This window comes from Bacillus sp. EB V-12 (assembly GCF_056158125.1).
Genome location: NZ_JBUXJL010000007.1, coordinates 219,646 through 239,151, shown reverse-complemented (window position 1 = coordinate 239,151; position 19,506 = coordinate 219,646). Strand labels below are relative to the sequence as shown.

Here is a 19,506-nt window from a genome sequence, read left to right as displayed (position 1 = left end):
TACACAAGGAGTTTTTTCTTAAAGACTACTTACTATTTTGAGACCATTCTTCAACATCCCAAACTTTTGTGATCCAATCTTCATAGAAGTCCGGTTCGTGACATACAAGGAGAATTGTTCCTTTATATGCTTTCATAGCCTTCTTAAGTTCCGCTTTTGCTGTAACATCAAGATGGTTTGTCGGCTCATCAAATAATAGCCAGTTACTTTCCTCACCCATTAGCTTACATAAACGAACTTTTGCTTGTTCTCCACCACTTAATTGACTTAATGGGCGAGAAATATGTTCATTTTTTAATCCGCATTTTGCTAACATCGCACGAATTTGATGCTGGTCTAGGCCAGGGAATGTATTCCATACATCATCAATTGGTGTTATATTATCAGCTTTAACTTCTTGTTCAAAGTATGCAGGCTCTAAGAAGTCACCAAGACTTGTTTTACCGCTTAAAGGTTTAATTTTACCTAAGATTGTTTTTAGTAACGTTGATTTACCAACACCGTTACATCCAACAATAGCAATTTTTTCACCACGTTCAATCGTCATTGATAGCTTTGGTAGTAGCGGATGTGTATATCCGATTTCTACATTTTCACCTTCAAAGACGAAGCGACTACTTGCACGACTTTCTTTAAATGAGAATTCCGGTTTAATTGCTGTTTCCGGACGATCAATAAGCTCCATGCGATCAAGTTGTTTTTGACGACTCTTTGCACGACCTGTCGTTGAATAACGAGCTTTGTTCTTTGCAATGAAGTCTTCTTGCTTTTTGATAAACTCGCGCTGTTTTTCATAAGCGTTTATATGTTGATTTTTATTGATTTCTGCTAGTTCTAGGAATTTTTCATATGTCGCTGTATAGCGTGTCATTTTTGTGAATTCTAGATGGAAAATAACATCAACACATTTGTTCATAAATTCCGTATCATGAGAAATTAATAAGAATGCATGTGGATATTCTTTCAAATAATTTGTTAACCAATGAATATGTTCAACGTCTAAATAGTTAGTAGGTTCATCAAGCAATAACACTTCTGGCTGTTCAAGTAATAGCTTTGCAAGCAATACCTTTGTACGTTGTCCGCCACTTAGTGCTGAAACATCACGATCTAAACCAATTGCATCAATTCCAAGACCACGTGCAGCCTCTTCAATTTTCATATCTAGTAAGTAGAAACCACCTGCTTCAAGTGCATCTTGTATTTCTGCCATTTGCTCAAGAAGTTCTTCTAGTTCTTCTGGTGTAGCAGTTCCCATTTTTTCTGTAACTTCATTTAAAGCTTTTTCCTTTTCGAATAACGGTAAAAATGCATCCGCTAGTACGTCACGGATTGTACGCCCAGGTGTTAAAACAGTATGCTGATCTAAGTAGCCGTAATGTGTGCCCGGTGTCCATTCTACGCGACCTTGGTCATGAATAAGCTGACCAGTAATGATATTCATGAATGTTGATTTACCAACACCGTTTGCACCAACTAATCCAACGTGCTCACCTGCTAATAATCGCATAGATACATCTTTAAATAATGTACGATCGCCAAATGTATGTCCTAATTTTTCAACTGTTAATAAGCTCATAGTATCCTCCGTCCAACTTGAAATAGTACCTTGAATCATGATACTAAATTCTTTCATATAATGCTATCATTTCAAAATGTATATTTTTTCAAAAGAAGTGTTTGTAAATGTTAGTATATAAAAAAGTTACTTCTCCTACAGAAGTAACTTTTTGGTTATGCCTTTTGTTTAACTTCACTAACTTTCTTTTCAGCTACAATAAAATGCGGTCTACGTTTTGTTTCATAATAAATACGACCGATATATTCACCAATAACACCTAGGAATATGAGTTGAATACCGCCAATAAATAGTATAGCGGAAATGAGAGTAAAGTAACCAGGAACTTCCACACCACCGAGGATGATTTGAACGAACGTAGTGATTACGTATAAAAGTCCTAAAATGGTTGTTAGTAATCCAAGATATATAGATAGACGTAACGGTTTATTATTGAATGAAATTACACCATCAATTCCATAATTTAATAATTTCGAGAAGGTCCATTTACTTTCTCCATCAGAACGTAATACATTTTCATATTCAATGATTAATTCGTTATAACCGATCCAAGAAAATAAGCCCTTTGAAAATCGGTTGTATTCACTTAAAGATAATAAAGAATCTACTGCTCTTCGACTTAAAAGTCTAAAGTCACCAATACCGTCTACTAATTCAATATCTACAAATTTATTCATCACTTTATAGTAAAGACGAGAGACGAAAGAGCGAACGGGTGAATCACCAGTTCTTGTTCTTTTTGCAATGACTTGGTCGTAGCCGTCGTTATATCCTTCTAACAGTTCTTTTATTAACGTAGGAGGGTGTTGTAAGTCAGCATCCATAATAACAATTGCATCACCTGTAGCATATTTTAAACCAGCTAACATTGCAGCTTCTTTTCCGAAGTTTCGACTAAATGATATGTAGTGTACCGATGAATCTGCACTAGCTAAATCACGTAAAATATTTAAAGTATCATCTTTACTACCATCATTAACAAAAACAAATTCATAATCGGTAGTTAATTTATGAATTTCAAGGGAAGTCTCTGAATAAAAGGCTCGAAGCACCTTTTCTTCATTGTAGCATGGTACAACTATTGAAAGGGTCATGTTTGACACTCCTTGTTTGTAGTGGATTAAAATAATATTTAGATATTATTTTAGGAAGCTATCTAAATAGATAGCTTCATGATTCATTAAGTGCTCATTATTGCTTTTTAAAAGAAAATTTTCGTCGTGCTTTTGGATTTTTGAAAATTAGTAAAGCTATACAGATAATTAGTGAGATGATTGATATAGTCATACCTAATTTGAAGTAAGGTGTAACGTAAGTCATTTCGATTACATGTGAACCTTTTGTAATTGGAACACCGATAAAGGCAGAATTCGCTTTCGTAAATTCTGTTTCTTTCCCATCAATTTTTATAGTCCAGCCTTTACTATATGGGACAGATAGATATAAGAGCCCGTCTTTATTTGATTTGAGATCCCCTTTTAAATAATTGTTCTTATAATAAATATTTTCAAGCCTATTTTCAGTTAGTTTTTTTGTTTCTTTTTGTATACTTTCATAGTTTACAATATTTGCTTGCAAGTCACCTAATTCATACTCACCTGCCATATCAATAGAGATAGTTAGGTTTTCTGGACGCTCATTGCCCAAATTGTAAACAAACCTTTCTAACGGATAAGAGTATGCACCAGCATCGTCCCCTTTTCCTATCGTTTTTCCATTAACAGTTGCATTGAATGTGCCTGCATTTTTTAATTTTAATTCTATGAGTAGATCACCAGGTGTATCAGGATAATTGATAGGTACAATCATATTTCCAAAGCCATGAACAATTAGTTTATTTTCTTGTTTTTTCATGTTTTCGAATTTTGCTTTTTCCGTTTTAATAGATACTGCCTTTGATTTAAGGTCTTGTTTATTAAAATGGTTTAATGAAAATTCTTTTGTATTATTAACGACAACAGCATGTAATAATAATTGATCACGCTGAGCGAAGTTTAATTTAGAAAATTCTTCTTCACTTATAGCCGAATCATATACATATCCTAACGGTAAAGCATAGTCATTTTTGTAAATATTATATGGTCCTACTTGCTGTAATAGTTTATATCCATAAGGTACATTCTTTGAATCTGTATCAGCACTTAATACGCGATATTTTATACCTAGCATATTTTCGAGTAGTAGTCGACTATCAGCTTGATAAAACATTGAAGGTGTATCGTACATTTGGAATACGCCATATTTATTTTTCATAAAGTCATGGACATAATAATTAACCAAGCTTTGATACGTACTTACGCCATGATATCCTTGTAGCATTGGTGTGTTATATTCGCTATATGGATTAAGAATACGATAAAAGTCTTTATCATTTTCTTGTATGTAGCGAATTGCAGCAATTTCTTCTTGATTATCATAGCCTGGTTCGTGTAACTTTTCAGTTGAAATCTGGCTCTGTCCGTAAACTGTGCTAAGTATATTATTCGCATACATATAATTCATAGAAATTGTGCTAATGAGTACGTTCAATACAACTAAAAATTGTATGAAAGGTTTAGAAATATAACGCCATAAACATACTGTAATAACAGAAAGAACGACAGTTCCGAGTAAAATGTTATCAACGTCTTGTAAAGGTTTATCAGTTACATTTATATTTGCCTTTCTATAAAATGCATAAATGAATAATCCAATAGACACTAATAAACTTATTAAATAAGGTAATTTGTAGTCTTTCTTATGAATAATCATCCAATCTAGAATGTATGCAATTGTTTGGGCAATTACAAATACAAATAAATAAAACCATCTAGATTGCATTGCTGAAAAACCATTAAACATAGAATATGTATATGGAAGCATAAACAGAATGAACATGAATAACGTAAAGAATACTTTATTCTTAACGAGTTTATCACGTATAAACATTCCAAATACGATTAAGAATAAAATTAAAGCTGGTAAAGCTAATTGATGATTTTCAGCATTATACATGAAGAAAATATTTTCCATTAAATCTTTATAAAATTTATCTTCAAATAATAATGGTATCTCAAACTTTTTTGATAGTCGATCAGCGCTAAATACGGCATTAACTGATGGGAGGAAGCAAACGGCGGCTAAACCGAGTGATAATCCGTACAATAAACCGATTCTAATATAATAAGTTAGAAAAGAGACAATCGTTTTATTTTGTTGTGTCGCAAAGTATTGGAATAATGCATAAATAAATATGAAAATACTTGTGATAAAAGCAAAATAAAAGTTTGATGCTAACATTAAAGTAGCAGCGATTAGGAAAAGGCCGTGCTTCTTTTCAATAATATATTTATCAAGTCCCCATATTACTAATGGTAAAAATACAATGGCATCAGCCATGAAATCCCATAGTAAAGAGTGGCGGATGAAAGTAATACAGCCACCATATATAATAGCAGCAACAAAAGATGAGAATGCTGTTTTATTATGGTAACGTAAAGAACCATACATGAATACCATAGCTAAAAAGTTTTTTAAAATACTCATGTATAATTTCACGTCATATACTTGCTCAAGACTTAGTTTAGGTAGTAACAGTGTAATCCAGAAAAACGGTGATGTGCTGTAATAATAACTAAACTCTCCAAATAAATCTCCACCTAATCCATAATCAAAAGACCAAAAAAGGTTGCCATCTTTAAAGGCATGTTGTAGAAGAAACGTAAAAAAGCCAAATTGACGTAACGCATCCCCTGTACCAGAAAAGGCTTGATTAGATGTTAAAAAGAAATAATGAAAAGCAAAAGCGCACAATAATAATATTGGCATAATTATCATTGTTTTCTTGGAAAAGAATTTATTATTCGGCTTTATGCTCATAAAAATTGATAATCCTCCTTTGAAAGTCGTTACATGTAGCAACTAGTTTTTAGGTAGCATATAAAAACACACCAATTTTTAAAGGTGTGTTCTTTAGTTTTAACATGAGAAAATATATATTTTTGTTGAAGCATATATATTTTTACAAGCGTTGAAGTTCATAGTTTACATGTAATTTAGTATAAGGCATTTTCAGAAAGTAAGTCAATTTGAGCTGGAATATATAGCATTTTTTTACTGAAGAAAAATGATGGTATATAAAAAAAGCAAAAAGCTTTTCCATTTTTAAATAGGAAAAGCTTTTTGCTTTTAAGCATGTTTGCGAATGAGCTTTTGTTTTATAAACCCTAAAACAAATCCACGTATTTGAGGATCAATTCCAATTCCAATTATACCGTATAGTATACCAGTAAGAGTTAAAGCAATTAGTGGCGGTAAGTTGATTAATGCAATTCGGTATATACCGTAACTAATAATAAAGGCTAAGGAATTAAATATAATTCCTTTAACTAATAATTGCATGCCTTTACGAATAAAGAGGGTAAATCCGATTAATAGTGTAATTTCGGTAAGGATAGCTGCGGCAGCTGCTCCCATCATTCCATATTTACTACCTAATACAATATAACCTATGATGGCAACAACTAATCCAATAGTCATTGTTGTTGCACGTTTCCATTGCTGGCCAATCGTTGTTAAATTATCGGCTAGTGGATAGTTAATTGATTGTAAAATAACCATAAACGCTAGAATAGCAAGAGCGTCACCGGCGGGAGCGTATTCTTCTCCTAATAAACTAACAATCCAGAAACTTGGATCCGCAATAAAGGGGATAGAAATTCCCATTCCTAAAAAAGACATAAGTTTTAATTCAAAACTTGATAATTTTCTATGTTCTTCAATATTTTTCTCATTACCAAAAGCAAAAAGCCTTGGATAAAAGGCCGCTGCAATTACCCCAGGTATTTGATATAGTACAGCAGGTATTTTAGATGCAGCACCAAAGAATCCAACTTGATTATACGTTGAAACCTTTTCTAATATAATAGGGCCCAATTGTGGTAAGAGCATAATGATGATGCCATTGATTGTAAAAATAAGTAGTTGATCTAAAATGCCTTTATCCCAACCCTTATGGACCTTCGTATAACGTATTGTCATTATAAAGGCGATAACACCTGTTACAAGACTAGATACCCCGTACATGGCAGCAACCATCATAAGTGACCATTGGAAAGACATCCCTAGTAATAGGGCAGCAGCAGCAGTTACACCTTGTAGTACAGAAATAATAGCTGTAAATTGCATGCGTTCTGTTACTTGGAAGTAAGCCATTCCAACACCTTGTAAGGTTGCTCCGAACATTGTTGGTAGAACAACCCAATATACCATCGCGCGTAAGTAAGCATCGGGATAGAAGAACTGGGCAAAAATAGCGAAAAGTACAGAAATTACGATAGCTAATATTAAACGAATACGTAAGTAACTACTTATTAGCACGCTAATATTAGCATCGCTTCTCGTTCCTTCACGCATAAACGTATGTGTTAAACCTGCATCTGTAAAGTAACAAATAACAGCTGAAACTGCTAACGCAGTTGTAAACATACCGTAATCACTTGGAGAAACATACCTTGCAAAGAAAATTGTTGCAATAGCCAGTACAAAACGGACAGTAATGTTTCCTACAAACAGGTAGGATGCGTTTTTTAGAATTTTATTTGTTTTCATGAGAAAAGACCTTTCTATTCTTTAGGACCCGGTTAGCTTGTCCTATTTGTAAATTTGATTTGTTCACAGAAAGAGAGAGTATCGTTATATTTTCAGTTTAAGAAAACAGAGATTTAATTCGTACAAACCAAAGCATTGCATATAGTTTTTTACTACGCTTTCCATTCTTTGAATAGATTTTACGGCAATATTTCCTTATATCTTTTTTGATTAATTGAACTTGTGATTTATCTAATCGAGAGTTTTCTTTAATATATATACAAGCGTTATTGATGACTGTATAAGGGAATAAATAAGTCTCAAGAATCTCAATCAGTGACTGAGGGTCTTTTGTAATGAAATCTTGAGATTTGTTATGTACCCAATCTTTCATACGATTGAATACTTCTAGCTCTTTTGTCGTTTTTAATTCATAATCTTTATACTTAGAAGAAAGATTTCCTTCTGATAAGATTCTATAATAAGTTAAGTATTCATCGACATAACATACATTTGTCACACTCATAAGTTTAAATAAAAACTCTAAATCTTCGCCCCAACTACATCCTGGTGTAAAACGAATGTTATGATTCATTACGATGGATCGTTTGAAAATCCAAGTACTTGTTTGAGCCACAACTTGATGTGTTAGGAATGCTTTTGCCATATCACCTTTAATAAAGTTTGTGGTATGTTCAACCTTCTCGCCTGTTTCTTCGTAGAAATTCATATAACCACAATAGCACGCGTCCATTTCGTTTTTATGCATACTTTCGACTTGCTTCTCAATTTTAGTTGGATGCCATAAGTCATCACTATCAAGAAAAGCGATATATTCTCCGCTAGCATTTTCGATACCTGTATTACGTGCTACCGAAACACCTTGGTTTTTTTGATGAACGTATTTTACTTGCCCTGGGTATTTTTCAGCAAGGTTTTTCACAATAGAAGGTGATTGATCTTTACTTCCATCATCTACAATTACAATTTCAATGTTTTTATATGTTTGATCTAGTATTGACTGCATCGTTTCTTCAATATATTTTTCCGTGTTATACAGGGGTATGACAACAGAAACAAGTTGCTTTTGTTCCATCATAGAATTTTTATCTCCTCAAGTTTTTTATGTCTTGCATCATATATACAAGCCTTTTGGAAGGAAGAAGATTACAAGAACATCTGTATAAGTTTAACGCATATAAACTTTGTAAATCAACTTTCTATTGTTGTACTTTGTATAAAAAGTATTTATTATAGAACGTATTGTGTTGTAAAAATATAGAAATATATTTTGAAAATTATGTATCTGAAGGGAGAAGATGAGATGTTAGGGCGATTTACTCGCAAATCTAATATAATCCTTTTAGGGATTATTATGATAGTCGGTTTTGCACTTCGTTTTGCAACTTTACAAACACATGGTGCAGATCTATCTATAGCTAGCGATGATATAGGTTATCAAAAAACGGCAAATATTTTATTGGAAACAGGGATGTTAACATATCATGAACCAGATAAACCAACGATTCATATTATGCCGGGTTTTCCAGCTTTATTAGCTGTTGTATTTTATTTTTTTGGAAATGGCAGTGAAGGTCTTTTTGTAGCAAAATTAATTATTATCCTATTAGGGGTACTTAGTATTTTGCTAACTTATAAGATTGGTACTTATTTATTAAATTCTGCTGCAGGATTAATAGGTGCTTTCTTATTAGCTGTGTATCCTCCAGAGATTGTTATGGAAAATTTAACTTTAACAGAAGGGCCGTTTCTATTCCTTTCATTAGGATTAGTATATTGGAGTTTAAAATTAGCTGATACTCATAAAACGAAACATCTTCTGATTGTATTAATTTTCTACTTTTTAGCACTGTACCTCCGTGTACAAATTGCCTTATATCCAATCTTACTATTTGGGTATCTTTTAATGAAACGCTACCCATTCCGTATTATGATGAAGCAAGCGATTATAAGCATAGGAATAGGACTTATCGTACTTGGACCATGGTGGGCTCGCAATTACATTCAATTTGATAAATTTATCCCACTAACTGCTGGGGCAGGGAATCCGTTATTACTTGGAACGTATCAAGGGAAAGGTTACCCAGAAGGTAAGGATATGGGGGAACTTGAAATAGAGTTACATGCAAAATACCCTAATCTTGAAGCACATGAATTTATGGAATTAGAAGAAAAAATAGCGATTGATAAAATGAAGGAATGGTGGAAAACTGATAAGGAATCTATGATAGAGAGTTATTTAGTTTTGAAGCCAGAAATTCTTTGGAAAAAACCGTATTATTCTATAGAACATAATATTGAAGTATTCAATGTTTCTGCAAAGGATATGAATGAAATATATAATTTTATTAAGACGACGTTTTTAATATGTACAGTACTTTCATTTATTTTCCTTTTAAAAAGGTGGAGAGAGACTACATTTTTATGGTCAATCCTTTTATTGCAAACAGCTTTAACATGTTTTTATGTTGCATATGAACGATATGCATTACCGTTAATACCATTCTTATTTATTATAATTGGAGTTGGGACCGTGGCAACTGTTATGAAAATTAGTAAATTATTAATTAGAAAAAAATAGTTTGCAATAAAAAACATCTTAATTTTTTTAAAAAAATTAAGATGTTTTTTGTATATATTAATATTTAAATAGAAAACTATTCGTTATCGGTTTCAGGCTGCGTTACTTTTAATTTTTGCTTTAATAACGCATAATCTTGCGTTAACGTTACAAGTTGATGATGTAATTTAGAAATTTTTCTTGTTAAGTCAAAAATTAATATGAAACAGAATAATAGTCCAAATAAGAATAAAACAGATGGAGGATATTCTACGTGTAATAGTTGGCCAATCCAATTTATAATTTTTTCAGTAGAACTTAAAATAGCCATTGCAACACAAACAAAAATCCATAAAATAGCATATTTAGTTTCTAAAGCTCCACGACGAATGGAATTAATAATTAATAAAAATAATAATAGAATGAAGATAAATGAAAAGGTAATTATAGGCATTTATTATCAACCTTTCACAATTTTTTGCATCAATATAGCAAGGCTTACTTTAATCATGTAATATGCAGATTTAAGAGGTGTGATAGAAGATTGTCCCCCTTGACGCTCTTGCATATTTACGGATATTTCATTAATGCGTAATTTTTTCTTTTTTAAATGAATAAGGACTTCTGGTTCTGGATAATCTTTTGGATAATTATGTGCAAAAATCTTAATTACTTCTCTATTGATAGCACGATACCCAGAAGTTGGATCCATAAAGGTTTGTTTTGTTAGTACTTTCAGTAGAGCAGTAAAATAAAAAATACCAATTCTTCTGGAAATACTACCTTTATAGGCTGTTTTCTCTGTAAAACGTGAACCTAGCACCATATCGCATTGGTCTTCAGCAATAGGTTTTATAATTTTGTACAAATCATCAGGATTATGTTGCCCATCAGCATCGAACTGAATCGCAATATCATATCCATTCTCATAAGCGTATTTATAACCAGTTTGTACAGCTGAGCCAATACCTAGGTTATATGGTAAGTTCACAAGGTGAACAGGAAAATCATTTACGATTTGAGCTGTTTTATCATGTGATCCATCATTAATAACGCAAATGCTTAATTCTGTAAAATGCTGTTTTAGTTTTAATAATCTTGTTAATGTATCTGCAATTGCTTCTTCCTCGTTATACGCAGGAATAATAATTAACGTTTTTGGTATTGAAATTGGTACCTCAATAGACATTATCGCACCATCCCTTATATACTTAATTATATTATAGTTATTTTTAAACGAACCTTATCTAATATACCATTAATAGTATAGCAAAATAAAGGAAAAACTGGTGGATTATTTTAGGAGACAAACAGTAAATAAAAGATAAGAGGTGGAATTTTTTACAATAAAAAATACATGCAAGGATGAAATAAACCTGTGCATGTATGAAGTGAGAGTATTGTATTAAATATTCCAAGGTTTATTTAAAGTTAAAACCTCAGCCATTTCTTTGCTTTTTAAACGTCCTTTTTTTCTATTTTCCGCACGTTCTGAACCGGTTGTGTATAACCAATGTTCTTCCTCAGTTTCAGGTAGTACTTGTGGTACGGACGAAGGTTTTCCATCTTTTATTGCTACAAATGTAATGAAGCAAGTAGCAGCAATTCTACGCTCGCCGGCTAATAAATTTTCTGCAATTACTTTTACGAAAACTTCCATTGAAGATTTCCCTGTATAACATACGAATGCTTCATAACAAACAGAATCAGCTTGGTGAATTGGAGTTAAAAAATCAACTGAATCAATAGATGCTGTTACGCAATGTTTACGACTATGTCTTGCAGCCGCAATTGAAGCAATACTATCAATTTCTGCTAATAATTTCCCCCCAAAAAGTGTTTGGTGATTATTTAAATCGTTAGGAAAAACACGTGTTGTCTTAATTGCTTTAGATTCTCGCATGAATTTCTTTTCCATATATTCAGCCCCTATAGTCTGTTTTCAATCAGAATAATATGTGTAAGCTTAGTACTCATATTAGATATTTAATGAAGTAAAGTGTAGTCCAAAAGAGTATTATTTAAACTTCTGTATTTGTATTCATGTAACTGAAAGAAAATTTATTTTATCTAAAATGTAGTGTAAAAGAGGATTCGCTTACATTGCAAGTAAAAAGTAATGACTATGTATTTGTCATAGAAATTCTCTATCAGCCGTGTACCCATTCATGATAGAATCGTTTTGTTATGAATGGAAATAGAGGTGCAATGGACATATGAATCATATACAAACAAATTTTTCATCTTTCTTCAATAAAATTACGATCGGTGCGATGTTCGCATTTTTTGTTTATAGTTGTTGGGCAGCATTTGAGACAAGTAAGCAATTCTTTGGAGGAAGTACAACAAGTGTAACAATCATATTGGCAATTTTCGTCATACTTATTTTGTTAGTGGCATCAATTCTACAATATCGTTTTACAGATAAACAATTTCTTATTTTTCTTATAAGTATATCTATAGTTGTGAGGCTTAGTATGCTGTTATTTGTAGATGCTCCAATAATTGGTGATATGAAAGTGATGTATGAGTCTGCAAAGCAGATTGCAATTGGTAATAATATAGAGACTGTAACTCATTTGCCTTTTATTATATATGAGTCAGTAATTATTCGTATATTTGGTGATACATTATTCGCTTTACAACTATTTAATGTGTTATTTTGCGCAGGAACCGCATTTTTTATTTATCGTATTGCAGCAATGGTTTTTGGAGAAGAATGCGGTCGTATTGCTTCTATCTTTTATGCTCTGTATATTCCAAATATATTCATGAGTTCCGTATTAACTCCTGAGTCACTTGCAATATTTTTATTTTATTTTGCTTGTTACATACTTTTATATAAAGGATTAGATCATCCTTATATGTGGGTGTTTTCAGCGATTTTATTTGCATTTAGTAATATGATTTTCCCAATGGGATTATTTCTTCCTATTTTTATCACGTTATATGTATTATTAATCGAAGTATTTCAATCAGCAACGAAACAAAAGGTGTTACTAAAGATGATGGGGATACTTATTCTATTTTATAGTGCCCATTTTGGTGTGAATTATGGAATTAAGACAATGGGAATGTCACAATATACGATTGCGAATGAGACGTATGTTCAATCTGTTTTAATTGGAAAAACGCAACATGAAGAAAAAATATCGAAAAATCAAAGTGTAACAGAGCATATTGATCAAAAGTTAAAAGAGATTGAGGGAGAAAGATTTAAACTTTTAGAACCGATGATAAATCAGTTTTCAGATGAGGGGATAAATTCTATTCTTTTCAAATATGAAAAATTGATATATATAGCCGTAACATTGTTTATGACTATAGCTCTATTACAGTTCCTTATTAAGAAACAACAAAATGAGGGATATATGTTGTTCTTATTTTTAATTAGTGGATACGTATTGTTAAAGCTCTTCCAAGTAGATATGGCATATTACAATGTAATTATGCCAGCATTGTTTATTTTGCAGAGCTTTGGTGTTTATATGAGTTATGTGTATTGTCAAAAAATATTTTTCAGAAAATAAAAAGAATCCATTCTGGATTCTTTTTTTGATGGAAGATGAAATTTAGTAGTTAGTACAGATGAAAAGTATGCTTGACTACTAAATTTCATCTTATCGATTTAGTTCTAGTTGCAAATTATCGGCTGTTAGAGCCATTTGTGAGGAATCATCTTGAATTCCTTTCATTACTTGTGAAATAGCTTGTAGTTCGTGTTCAATTTTCTTATTCTGTTCTTTTGAGTTAGACATATCTTTTACGATTTCTTGGAAGTATCGATCTGTTGCCGACATACTATCTGTTCCTTCCGATACGAGAGAGCTAATTTGTTTCACAGAAGACGAGACACGAGTAATTTGTTCATTTGTTTTTTCGACGAGCTTTGTAACGTTAAATATAGATTCTTTCGTTTGCTCTGATAATTTTCGGATTTCGCCAGCAACAACAGAAAACCCTTTCCCAAATTCTCCAGCACGTGCCGACTCAATAGCAGCATTTAGTGCGAGTAAATTTGTTTGCTCCGCAATCGATTTAACAATATCTATGATTTCATTAATTTTGTTAGAAATATTGAGAAGTTCATGAGTATCTGTAATAATCGTTTCCATATTCATTTGAATAGATCCCATTCGTTTGTTTTGCTGGTTTAATTGTTCTTTCCCTTTATTCGCTTTTTCTTCAGATGTTGTAGCTAATGATGTACCTGTTTTAGCAATCTCTACAATAGTTTCAGATTTGGCGGTTAGTTTTTGAATAGAAGAGCTTGTTTTTTCAGATACAGCAGCTAGTTCTGTTGCGATATGCGTAATTGTCATAGCAGTTAATTCTTTTTCTTTCTCATGCTCTTTTTGCATTCTTTCATATTCAGATTCATAAGCTGCAAGAACAAGTTCTTGTTCAAGAGTGAATAATTTATTTATAACATTTATAGAATATGAAAAATCATCGATTGTCGTTATTTTTGTTTGCAAAATCTTCATGATAGAGCGGAATAATTCTTGATAAGCAGCAGTATACCATTTTCGATGTAAACCAATTTGTACATGCCTTTTGGCAATCCTAACACGCTGTTCAATAAAATCTTCATGCATATTGCCGCTGAATAATTCTTTAATATGTGTTTTTAAAGTTTGTTTTAGTTTTGGAATAGAGCTGTAACGCTCAATAATAGTAATTAAATTAGGTTGTTTTGTAATGTTGGCATAGAATTTTTCAGTAATCCAATCAATTTCTGCATAAATAAAAGGCTGTAGTACTTTTACAACTTGTAAATCTTCTTTTGAAATATGTAGCATATCCATTTGAATTTTTAATTCAGAATTAGTAGGTACATTAAAAGTTATTTGTTGGTTCTTACTTAATTCGATTATACTGGCATTTGTTTTATTAATATTTTTTTTGAAAACCCCAAGCATCATTCTTCCCCCTGTATATAAAACGTTTTCAATTTTAAAACTAATATAGAGTAATTATATATGCTTATATATAATTACTCTATATTAGTTCGTTGAATAGTATATAAATTAAGAGAATTCTATCTAGAATTCTCTTAATGGCCTTTATTAATTTTAGCATGTGTTTTAAAGAAAACAGGGAAATGCACATTATATATTACAGTGACGACACGAATAACGAATGTTACTAATAAACAAACATAGAAAGCTAATACGTGCGCCCCCATAGCGTGTGTGATTAGGAAGCTAATTGCTCCTAAGATAGAAGCGATTGCGTAAATCTCTTTTCGGAATACGTAAGGGATATCTTGAGCACAAATGTCACGCAAAATACCGCCTCCAATACCTGTAATGACTCCCATTGAAACAACTAGAAATGAGGCGTCAACATGATGTGACATTGCCGCATTTGCACCAATAGCTGTAAAAACGCCTAAGCCAACAGCATCAGAAAGCATAATAACGACTTGAAGTTTATTGATACGCTCAAAAAACATACAAGTAAATAATGCTGATAATACACTTACGAAAAAGTAAATGGGTTTTACAAATGCGACAGGGGGCAGGTTACCAATCATGATATCACGAATAATACCGCCGCCGAGCGCAGTGGCTACAGCTAAACAAAGGACACCAAATAAATCTAAATCTTTTTTTAAACCAACTAATGTACCAGAAATGGCAGCGGCGATAATGCCAAGAAACGTAAATATATCGATTAATAACATGGCCTTAATCCCTTCCTCTTAAAGATGTTCCAGAGAAAAAATATACACTAAAGTATTGGAAATAACAATTACTTTTCGCTACATGTAGAAAAACGGATAAAATTCATAAAGAAAGCGTTTGAAAATGTTTGGAAAATAACCATAAAGTAATCTGAAAAAGATATGAAAAGATTAATTTTACATTTTTTGATGTTGTTCATTTGGTAAAATATTATAATTAGAGGTGGGATGTTTATATTTGTATAAAATGATAAAAAAATATGTATATACTGACAAAAATAAGGGGATGGTTGTTAGATAGATTTTGTAAAAATAGGGGAGTATAGCTAAAGGACGATGATTTCTATTACTTATTAATACTTGTCCTGGCTAGTTTTAGCTGGAAAAATAGTTCTCGATTTGAATATGAGTTATGTTATAATTGCTAGGTGTGTTTGAATGATAAAAAATTATGATTAAAAGATAATGTTAAGATTTTGTATGGAGGTCTTGGAATGTTAGCAAATCAAGCTAGGGTTAGATTTGAGCATTTTTTGCTCTTTTTTATTATTTTACAGCCTGTTTTAGATTTATTAACGTCTCTTAGCATCACTTTATTAAAGTCAAATGCTACCGTTGGAATTTTAGTAAGATTCCTTATTATGGCTGTTGGTGGTATTTACATTTTAATTCAGGCAAAAGAGAAGGAAAATAGAAAGTTTTTAATTTATCTTATATTATTAGCCGGAGTTTTAGGGATAGGGTTTATTAATAACAAACTAGTTAAAAATCCTATTGTACTTGGTGAAGAGGTTAAATTTGTTGCGAAAGCATTATATATATATATCATGCTGGGATCATACATTTTAGCTTTAAAATCATTGAAAAAGACAGTTAATATTAGTGATAAGGTTCGAAATAGTATTGTATATTCTACATTAATCATTAACGCAATTATGGTTATTTCTATTTCAACATCTACTGACTTTGGTAGTTATGAATGGATGAAGGTTGGTTCTCGAGGTTGGTTCTATGCAGGGAATGAACTAGGTTCAATCTTAGCTATTATTTTCCCTATTGTGGTACTATATTCTATTCAAAAAACAAAGAGCTGGAAACACATTTTATATTGGATTCCATCACTTTTAATGATTTATTCGCTAATTCAAGTCGGTACAAAAGTTGGAATGGGCTCAATTGGTGCTACGTTAGGGGCAGCAATCGGAATCATTGTACTACAATTATTATTTGATAGAAAAAATCCGAACAAAAAATCCCTTGCGCTTAATGCAGTAATTGCTATGGTCCTATTAGCTGGTGTAGTTGGGACGTTTAAACAAACACCATTAGCACAAAATATGGGTATTCACAATAATTATTTATCAGAGCAAAATGTGGCACAGCAAGGTCAAAAAGAAAAAGAAATTAAAGAGAAGCTGAAAAAAGAGCAAGAACTTAAAGCAAAAGAAGAAAATCATCATAAAGTTGAAAAGCCAGAAGAAAAGGCGAAGATAGAAGAGGAAGTTAAGAAAGAGCTTGAGAAAGAGCAAAAGAAAGAAAATCAAGAAAATCTTATTTTCAGTGGACGTCAAGTATATGAAGAAAGACATAAGCAGTTCTTTAAAGAAGCGCCAATGTCACAAAAGTTATTAGGAATGGGTTATGCAGGTAACTTTAAATACAATGAACAAAAGCAGCCAGATCCAAAACTAATTGAAATGGACTTCCATGATTGGTTTTATGATTTCGGGATTATTGGCTTTGTATTACTAATGATTCCATTTATTTATTACGGGCTAAGAATTTTACTAGCATTTGCTACGAGATTTAAGGACATATTCAATATAAAATATGGAATGATTTCAGCAAGCTTATTGTTAGCGTTAGGTATTGCTTATATTGCAGGACATATTTTAACAGCACCAGGAGTTGGGATTTACTTTGTAGTGGTGTTAGCTTATCTAATAGTAGACCTAGAAATTGAATGATAAAAATAAAAGCTAACTTTTGTTAGCTTTTATTTTTTAGTACAGTAAAATAAAAATAGATGGAAACGTAGCGAGGATTTAAAGGAGGAAAAAATATGAGAATATTGCATATGAATGCAGGAGCAGAAGATGGGGGAGGGAAAACACATATTATTTCACTTCTCGATCAGTTTCCAACTGGTGAAGTAGAATTAGCAGTATTTGAAGATGGAATTGTTGCGAAGGAAGCAAGGGAGTTAGGGATAAAAGTCCATGTGTTTTCACAAAAATCGCGCTATGATTTATCCATTTTAAAGAATATAAGTGAATTTATTAATAAAGAAAAATTTGATGTAGTTCATACACATGGCCCTAGGGCTAATTTCTATGTTTCTTTAATGAAAAAGAGAATAAAGGCAAAATGGGTAACGACTATTCATAGTGATCCATTTCAAGACTTTACTAAACAGGGCTTAAAAGGTTGGATTTTTACGAAATTAAATTTGAAAGCCTTAAAAAATATAGACTTATTTTTCGTTGTAACAAATAGATTGAAAAAAAGCCTGGCAGCATTAGGTATTTCAAATGAAAAGATGCATGTTATTTATAATGGAATTGAATACGATAAGGAAAAAGCAGAAGGCTATAATAAAAAAGAAATGTTCAATATTGATGAAGATGTATTTACGGCAATCCAAGTAGCACGATTACATCCTGTCAAAGGACATGAAGTTTTATTCGATGCGTTACAACAAACAAAATTAGAGAAAATTAAAGTATTATTAGTTGGCGATGGCCCATTAGAAGAAAATCTAAAGTCATTAGCTACTGAAAAAGGGATTAACGATAAAGTAGAGTTTTTAGGACATCGTCAAGATGTAAAACAATTATTTGCGTCGTCACATGTAAATTTATTAACTTCCCATAGTGAAGGGTTCCCACTAGTTTTATTAGAAGCGGCAAATCAACGCGTACCATCAATTGTGACTAGGGCTGGAGAAATTGAACCATTAATCGTAGATGAAACTTACGGATGGATTGTGCCAACAGGTGATGGAAAGACATTAGCATTAGCTTTAGAAGAAGCGTATGATAAGTGGAAAACTGGAGAGTTAGCAGCAATGGGTAAACATATTTATGAGCATGCTACTATGAACTTCTCACTTCAAAAACTATATGAAGATACAAAGGAAACATATAAGCAATTAATAGCGAAAAACTTGTAATGATAGAGAGGATAGTTAACTATGGCAGTACAAACAGTTGATATTCTAGGCGTTCCTTTTTCTACAATGACAATGGATGAAACGGTCCAATATTTAAAAGAACAACTAGAAGCGGAGCGAATTCATACGTTTCAGGTAGTAACAGCAAACCCTGAAATTGTTATGTGCGCAAAAAAGGATGAAAAGTTCTATCAAACATTATTGAATACAGATTTAATTACACCTGATGGTATTGGGGTTGTAAAGGCAAGCGGGATGCTTGGTACACCTTTAAAAGAACGTGTAGCAGGTTTTGATTTAATGTGTAATTTACTTGCGAAGTTATCAGAAGATAGTAAGCCGGTATCTGTTTTCTTATTAGGTGCAAAGCCGCATGTTGTACAAGCTGCAGCAGATCATTTAACAAAGACATATTCAGCTGTATCCATCGCCGGTATACAAGATGGTTATTTTAAACAAGAAGACGAAGAGAATATTATTTCTCGCATTCAAGAAGCAAAACCAGATTTATTACTTGTTGCACTTGGTTTCCCGAGACAAGAGAACTTTATCCAAAACAATAAGCATCGTTTAGAAACGAAAATGGCTGTTGGAGTGGGTGGAAGTTTAGACGTATGGGCTGGAGAGGTAAAACGTGCACCAAAATGGATTCAAGCGATTCATTTAGAGTGGTTTTATAGATTATGCAGTAATCCAACACGCTGGCGTCGTCAGTTAGTATTAGCGGAATTTTTAAAAGAAGTAATGCGTTCGAAAAAGTAGCGAAATATCGCTGCTTTTTTTATTTGTTCATTTTTAATAAATTGAAACTTTAATCAGTGAGGCATCCCCACTGATTATTAGCTCTCACCAATCGGGATAGACGTTTTACTTTTTGGGAATGATGAAGGAGAATTTTTTACACAAAAGTATTTTAC

15 protein-coding genes and 1 pseudogene are annotated in these 19,506 nt (G+C 32.2%); 5 read left to right on the top strand and 11 right to left on the bottom strand.

Annotation, left to right across the window (positions count from 1 at the left end; all coding sequences use genetic code 11):
- Positions 1-25: 25 nt before the first annotated feature.
- From ACZDYH_RS21505 to ACZDYH_RS21485, 5 genes are all read right to left on the bottom strand, one after another.
- Positions 26-1,579: an ABC-F family ATP-binding cassette domain-containing protein gene (locus ACZDYH_RS21505; RefSeq protein ID WP_000055410.1), complete on the bottom strand. Its 1,554-nt coding sequence runs from the start codon at positions 1,577-1,579 to the stop codon at positions 26-28.
- 155 nt (positions 1,580-1,734) lie between these two features.
- Positions 1,735-2,673: a glycosyltransferase family 2 protein gene (locus tag ACZDYH_RS21500; RefSeq protein WP_000175825.1), complete on the bottom strand. Its 939-nt coding sequence runs from the start codon at positions 2,671-2,673 to the stop codon at positions 1,735-1,737.
- A gap of 97 nt (positions 2,674-2,770) precedes the next feature.
- Positions 2,771-5,437, bottom strand: coding sequence for a YfhO family protein (locus ACZDYH_RS21495; protein ID WP_088363408.1), 2,667 nt, complete (start codon positions 5,435-5,437; stop codon positions 2,771-2,773).
- Between the two features lie 309 nt (positions 5,438-5,746).
- A complete protein-coding gene (locus tag ACZDYH_RS21490; protein WP_000856131.1) occupies positions 5,747-7,168 on the bottom strand; it encodes an oligosaccharide flippase family protein in 1,422 nt (473 codons plus the stop codon).
- A 97-nt stretch (positions 7,169-7,265) separates the two neighbouring features.
- On the bottom strand, positions 7,266-8,246 hold the full coding sequence (locus tag ACZDYH_RS21485; protein ID WP_000970523.1) for a glycosyltransferase family 2 protein: 981 nt from the start codon (positions 8,244-8,246) through the stop codon (positions 7,266-7,268).
- Between the two features lie 225 nt (positions 8,247-8,471).
- On the opposite strand from ACZDYH_RS21485, the gene ACZDYH_RS21480 reads away from it, so the two are divergent.
- Positions 8,472-9,749, top strand: a complete 1,278-nt coding sequence (locus ACZDYH_RS21480; protein WP_000901470.1) for a glycosyltransferase family 39 protein — start codon at positions 8,472-8,474, stop codon at positions 9,747-9,749.
- A gap of 76 nt (positions 9,750-9,825) precedes the next feature.
- Here ACZDYH_RS21480 and ACZDYH_RS21475 read toward each other — a convergent pair whose 3' ends face one another.
- The 3 genes from ACZDYH_RS21475 to ACZDYH_RS21465 form a co-directional block, all read right to left on the bottom strand.
- Positions 9,826-10,182 (bottom strand): DUF2304 domain-containing protein, encoded by a 357-nt coding sequence (locus ACZDYH_RS21475; protein WP_001121768.1) that lies wholly within the window; start codon positions 10,180-10,182, stop codon positions 9,826-9,828.
- 6 nt (positions 10,183-10,188) lie between these two features.
- Positions 10,189-10,917 carry a glycosyltransferase family 2 protein gene (locus tag ACZDYH_RS21470; protein ID WP_000021476.1) on the bottom strand — a complete coding sequence of 243 codons (729 nt, stop codon included), beginning with the start codon at positions 10,915-10,917 and terminating at the stop codon, positions 10,189-10,191.
- A 216-nt stretch (positions 10,918-11,133) separates the two neighbouring features.
- Entirely contained in the window at positions 11,134-11,646 is a 513-nt protein-coding gene (locus ACZDYH_RS21465) for an acyl-CoA thioesterase (RefSeq protein ID WP_000412123.1), read from the bottom strand.
- Between the two features lie 298 nt (positions 11,647-11,944).
- Between ACZDYH_RS21465 and ACZDYH_RS21460 the strand changes: the two genes are divergently transcribed.
- Positions 11,945-13,258 (top strand): ArnT family glycosyltransferase, encoded by a 1,314-nt coding sequence (locus ACZDYH_RS21460; protein ID WP_474887136.1) that lies wholly within the window; start codon positions 11,945-11,947, stop codon positions 13,256-13,258.
- 90 nt (positions 13,259-13,348) lie between these two features.
- On the opposite strand, the gene ACZDYH_RS21455 is transcribed toward ACZDYH_RS21460, so the two are convergent.
- The 3 genes and pseudogenes from ACZDYH_RS21455 to ACZDYH_RS21445 all read right to left on the bottom strand — a co-directional run bounded on the left by ACZDYH_RS21455 (position 13,349) and on the right by ACZDYH_RS21445 (position 15,417).
- Positions 13,349-14,050 carry a methyl-accepting chemotaxis protein gene (locus ACZDYH_RS21455; RefSeq protein ID WP_370658441.1) on the bottom strand — a complete coding sequence of 234 codons (702 nt, stop codon included), beginning with the start codon at positions 14,048-14,050 and terminating at the stop codon, positions 13,349-13,351.
- Positions 14,051-14,104: 54 nt separating this feature from the next.
- Positions 14,105-14,650, bottom strand: a pseudogene (locus ACZDYH_RS21450) (protoglobin family protein); the annotation flags it as partial.
- Between the two features lie 134 nt (positions 14,651-14,784).
- The gene (locus ACZDYH_RS21445; protein WP_000924371.1) at positions 14,785-15,417 is read right to left on the bottom strand and encodes a trimeric intracellular cation channel family protein; all 633 of its coding nucleotides are present in this window, start codon (positions 15,415-15,417) and stop codon (positions 14,785-14,787) included.
- 494 nt (positions 15,418-15,911) lie between these two features.
- On the opposite strand from ACZDYH_RS21445, the gene ACZDYH_RS21440 reads away from it, so the two are divergent.
- The 3 genes from ACZDYH_RS21440 (at position 15,912) to ACZDYH_RS21430 (ending at position 19,351) form a co-directional block, all read left to right on the top strand.
- Positions 15,912-17,384 (top strand): O-antigen ligase family protein, encoded by a 1,473-nt coding sequence (locus ACZDYH_RS21440; protein ID WP_000880755.1) that lies wholly within the window; start codon positions 15,912-15,914, stop codon positions 17,382-17,384.
- A gap of 95 nt (positions 17,385-17,479) precedes the next feature.
- Positions 17,480-18,589, top strand: coding sequence for a glycosyltransferase family 4 protein (locus tag ACZDYH_RS21435; RefSeq protein ID WP_120459822.1), 1,110 nt, complete (start codon positions 17,480-17,482; stop codon positions 18,587-18,589).
- A 21-nt stretch (positions 18,590-18,610) separates the two neighbouring features.
- Entirely contained in the window at positions 18,611-19,351 is a 741-nt protein-coding gene (locus ACZDYH_RS21430) for a WecB/TagA/CpsF family glycosyltransferase (RefSeq protein WP_000290745.1), read from the top strand.
- Positions 19,352-19,506 lie beyond the last annotated feature (155 nt).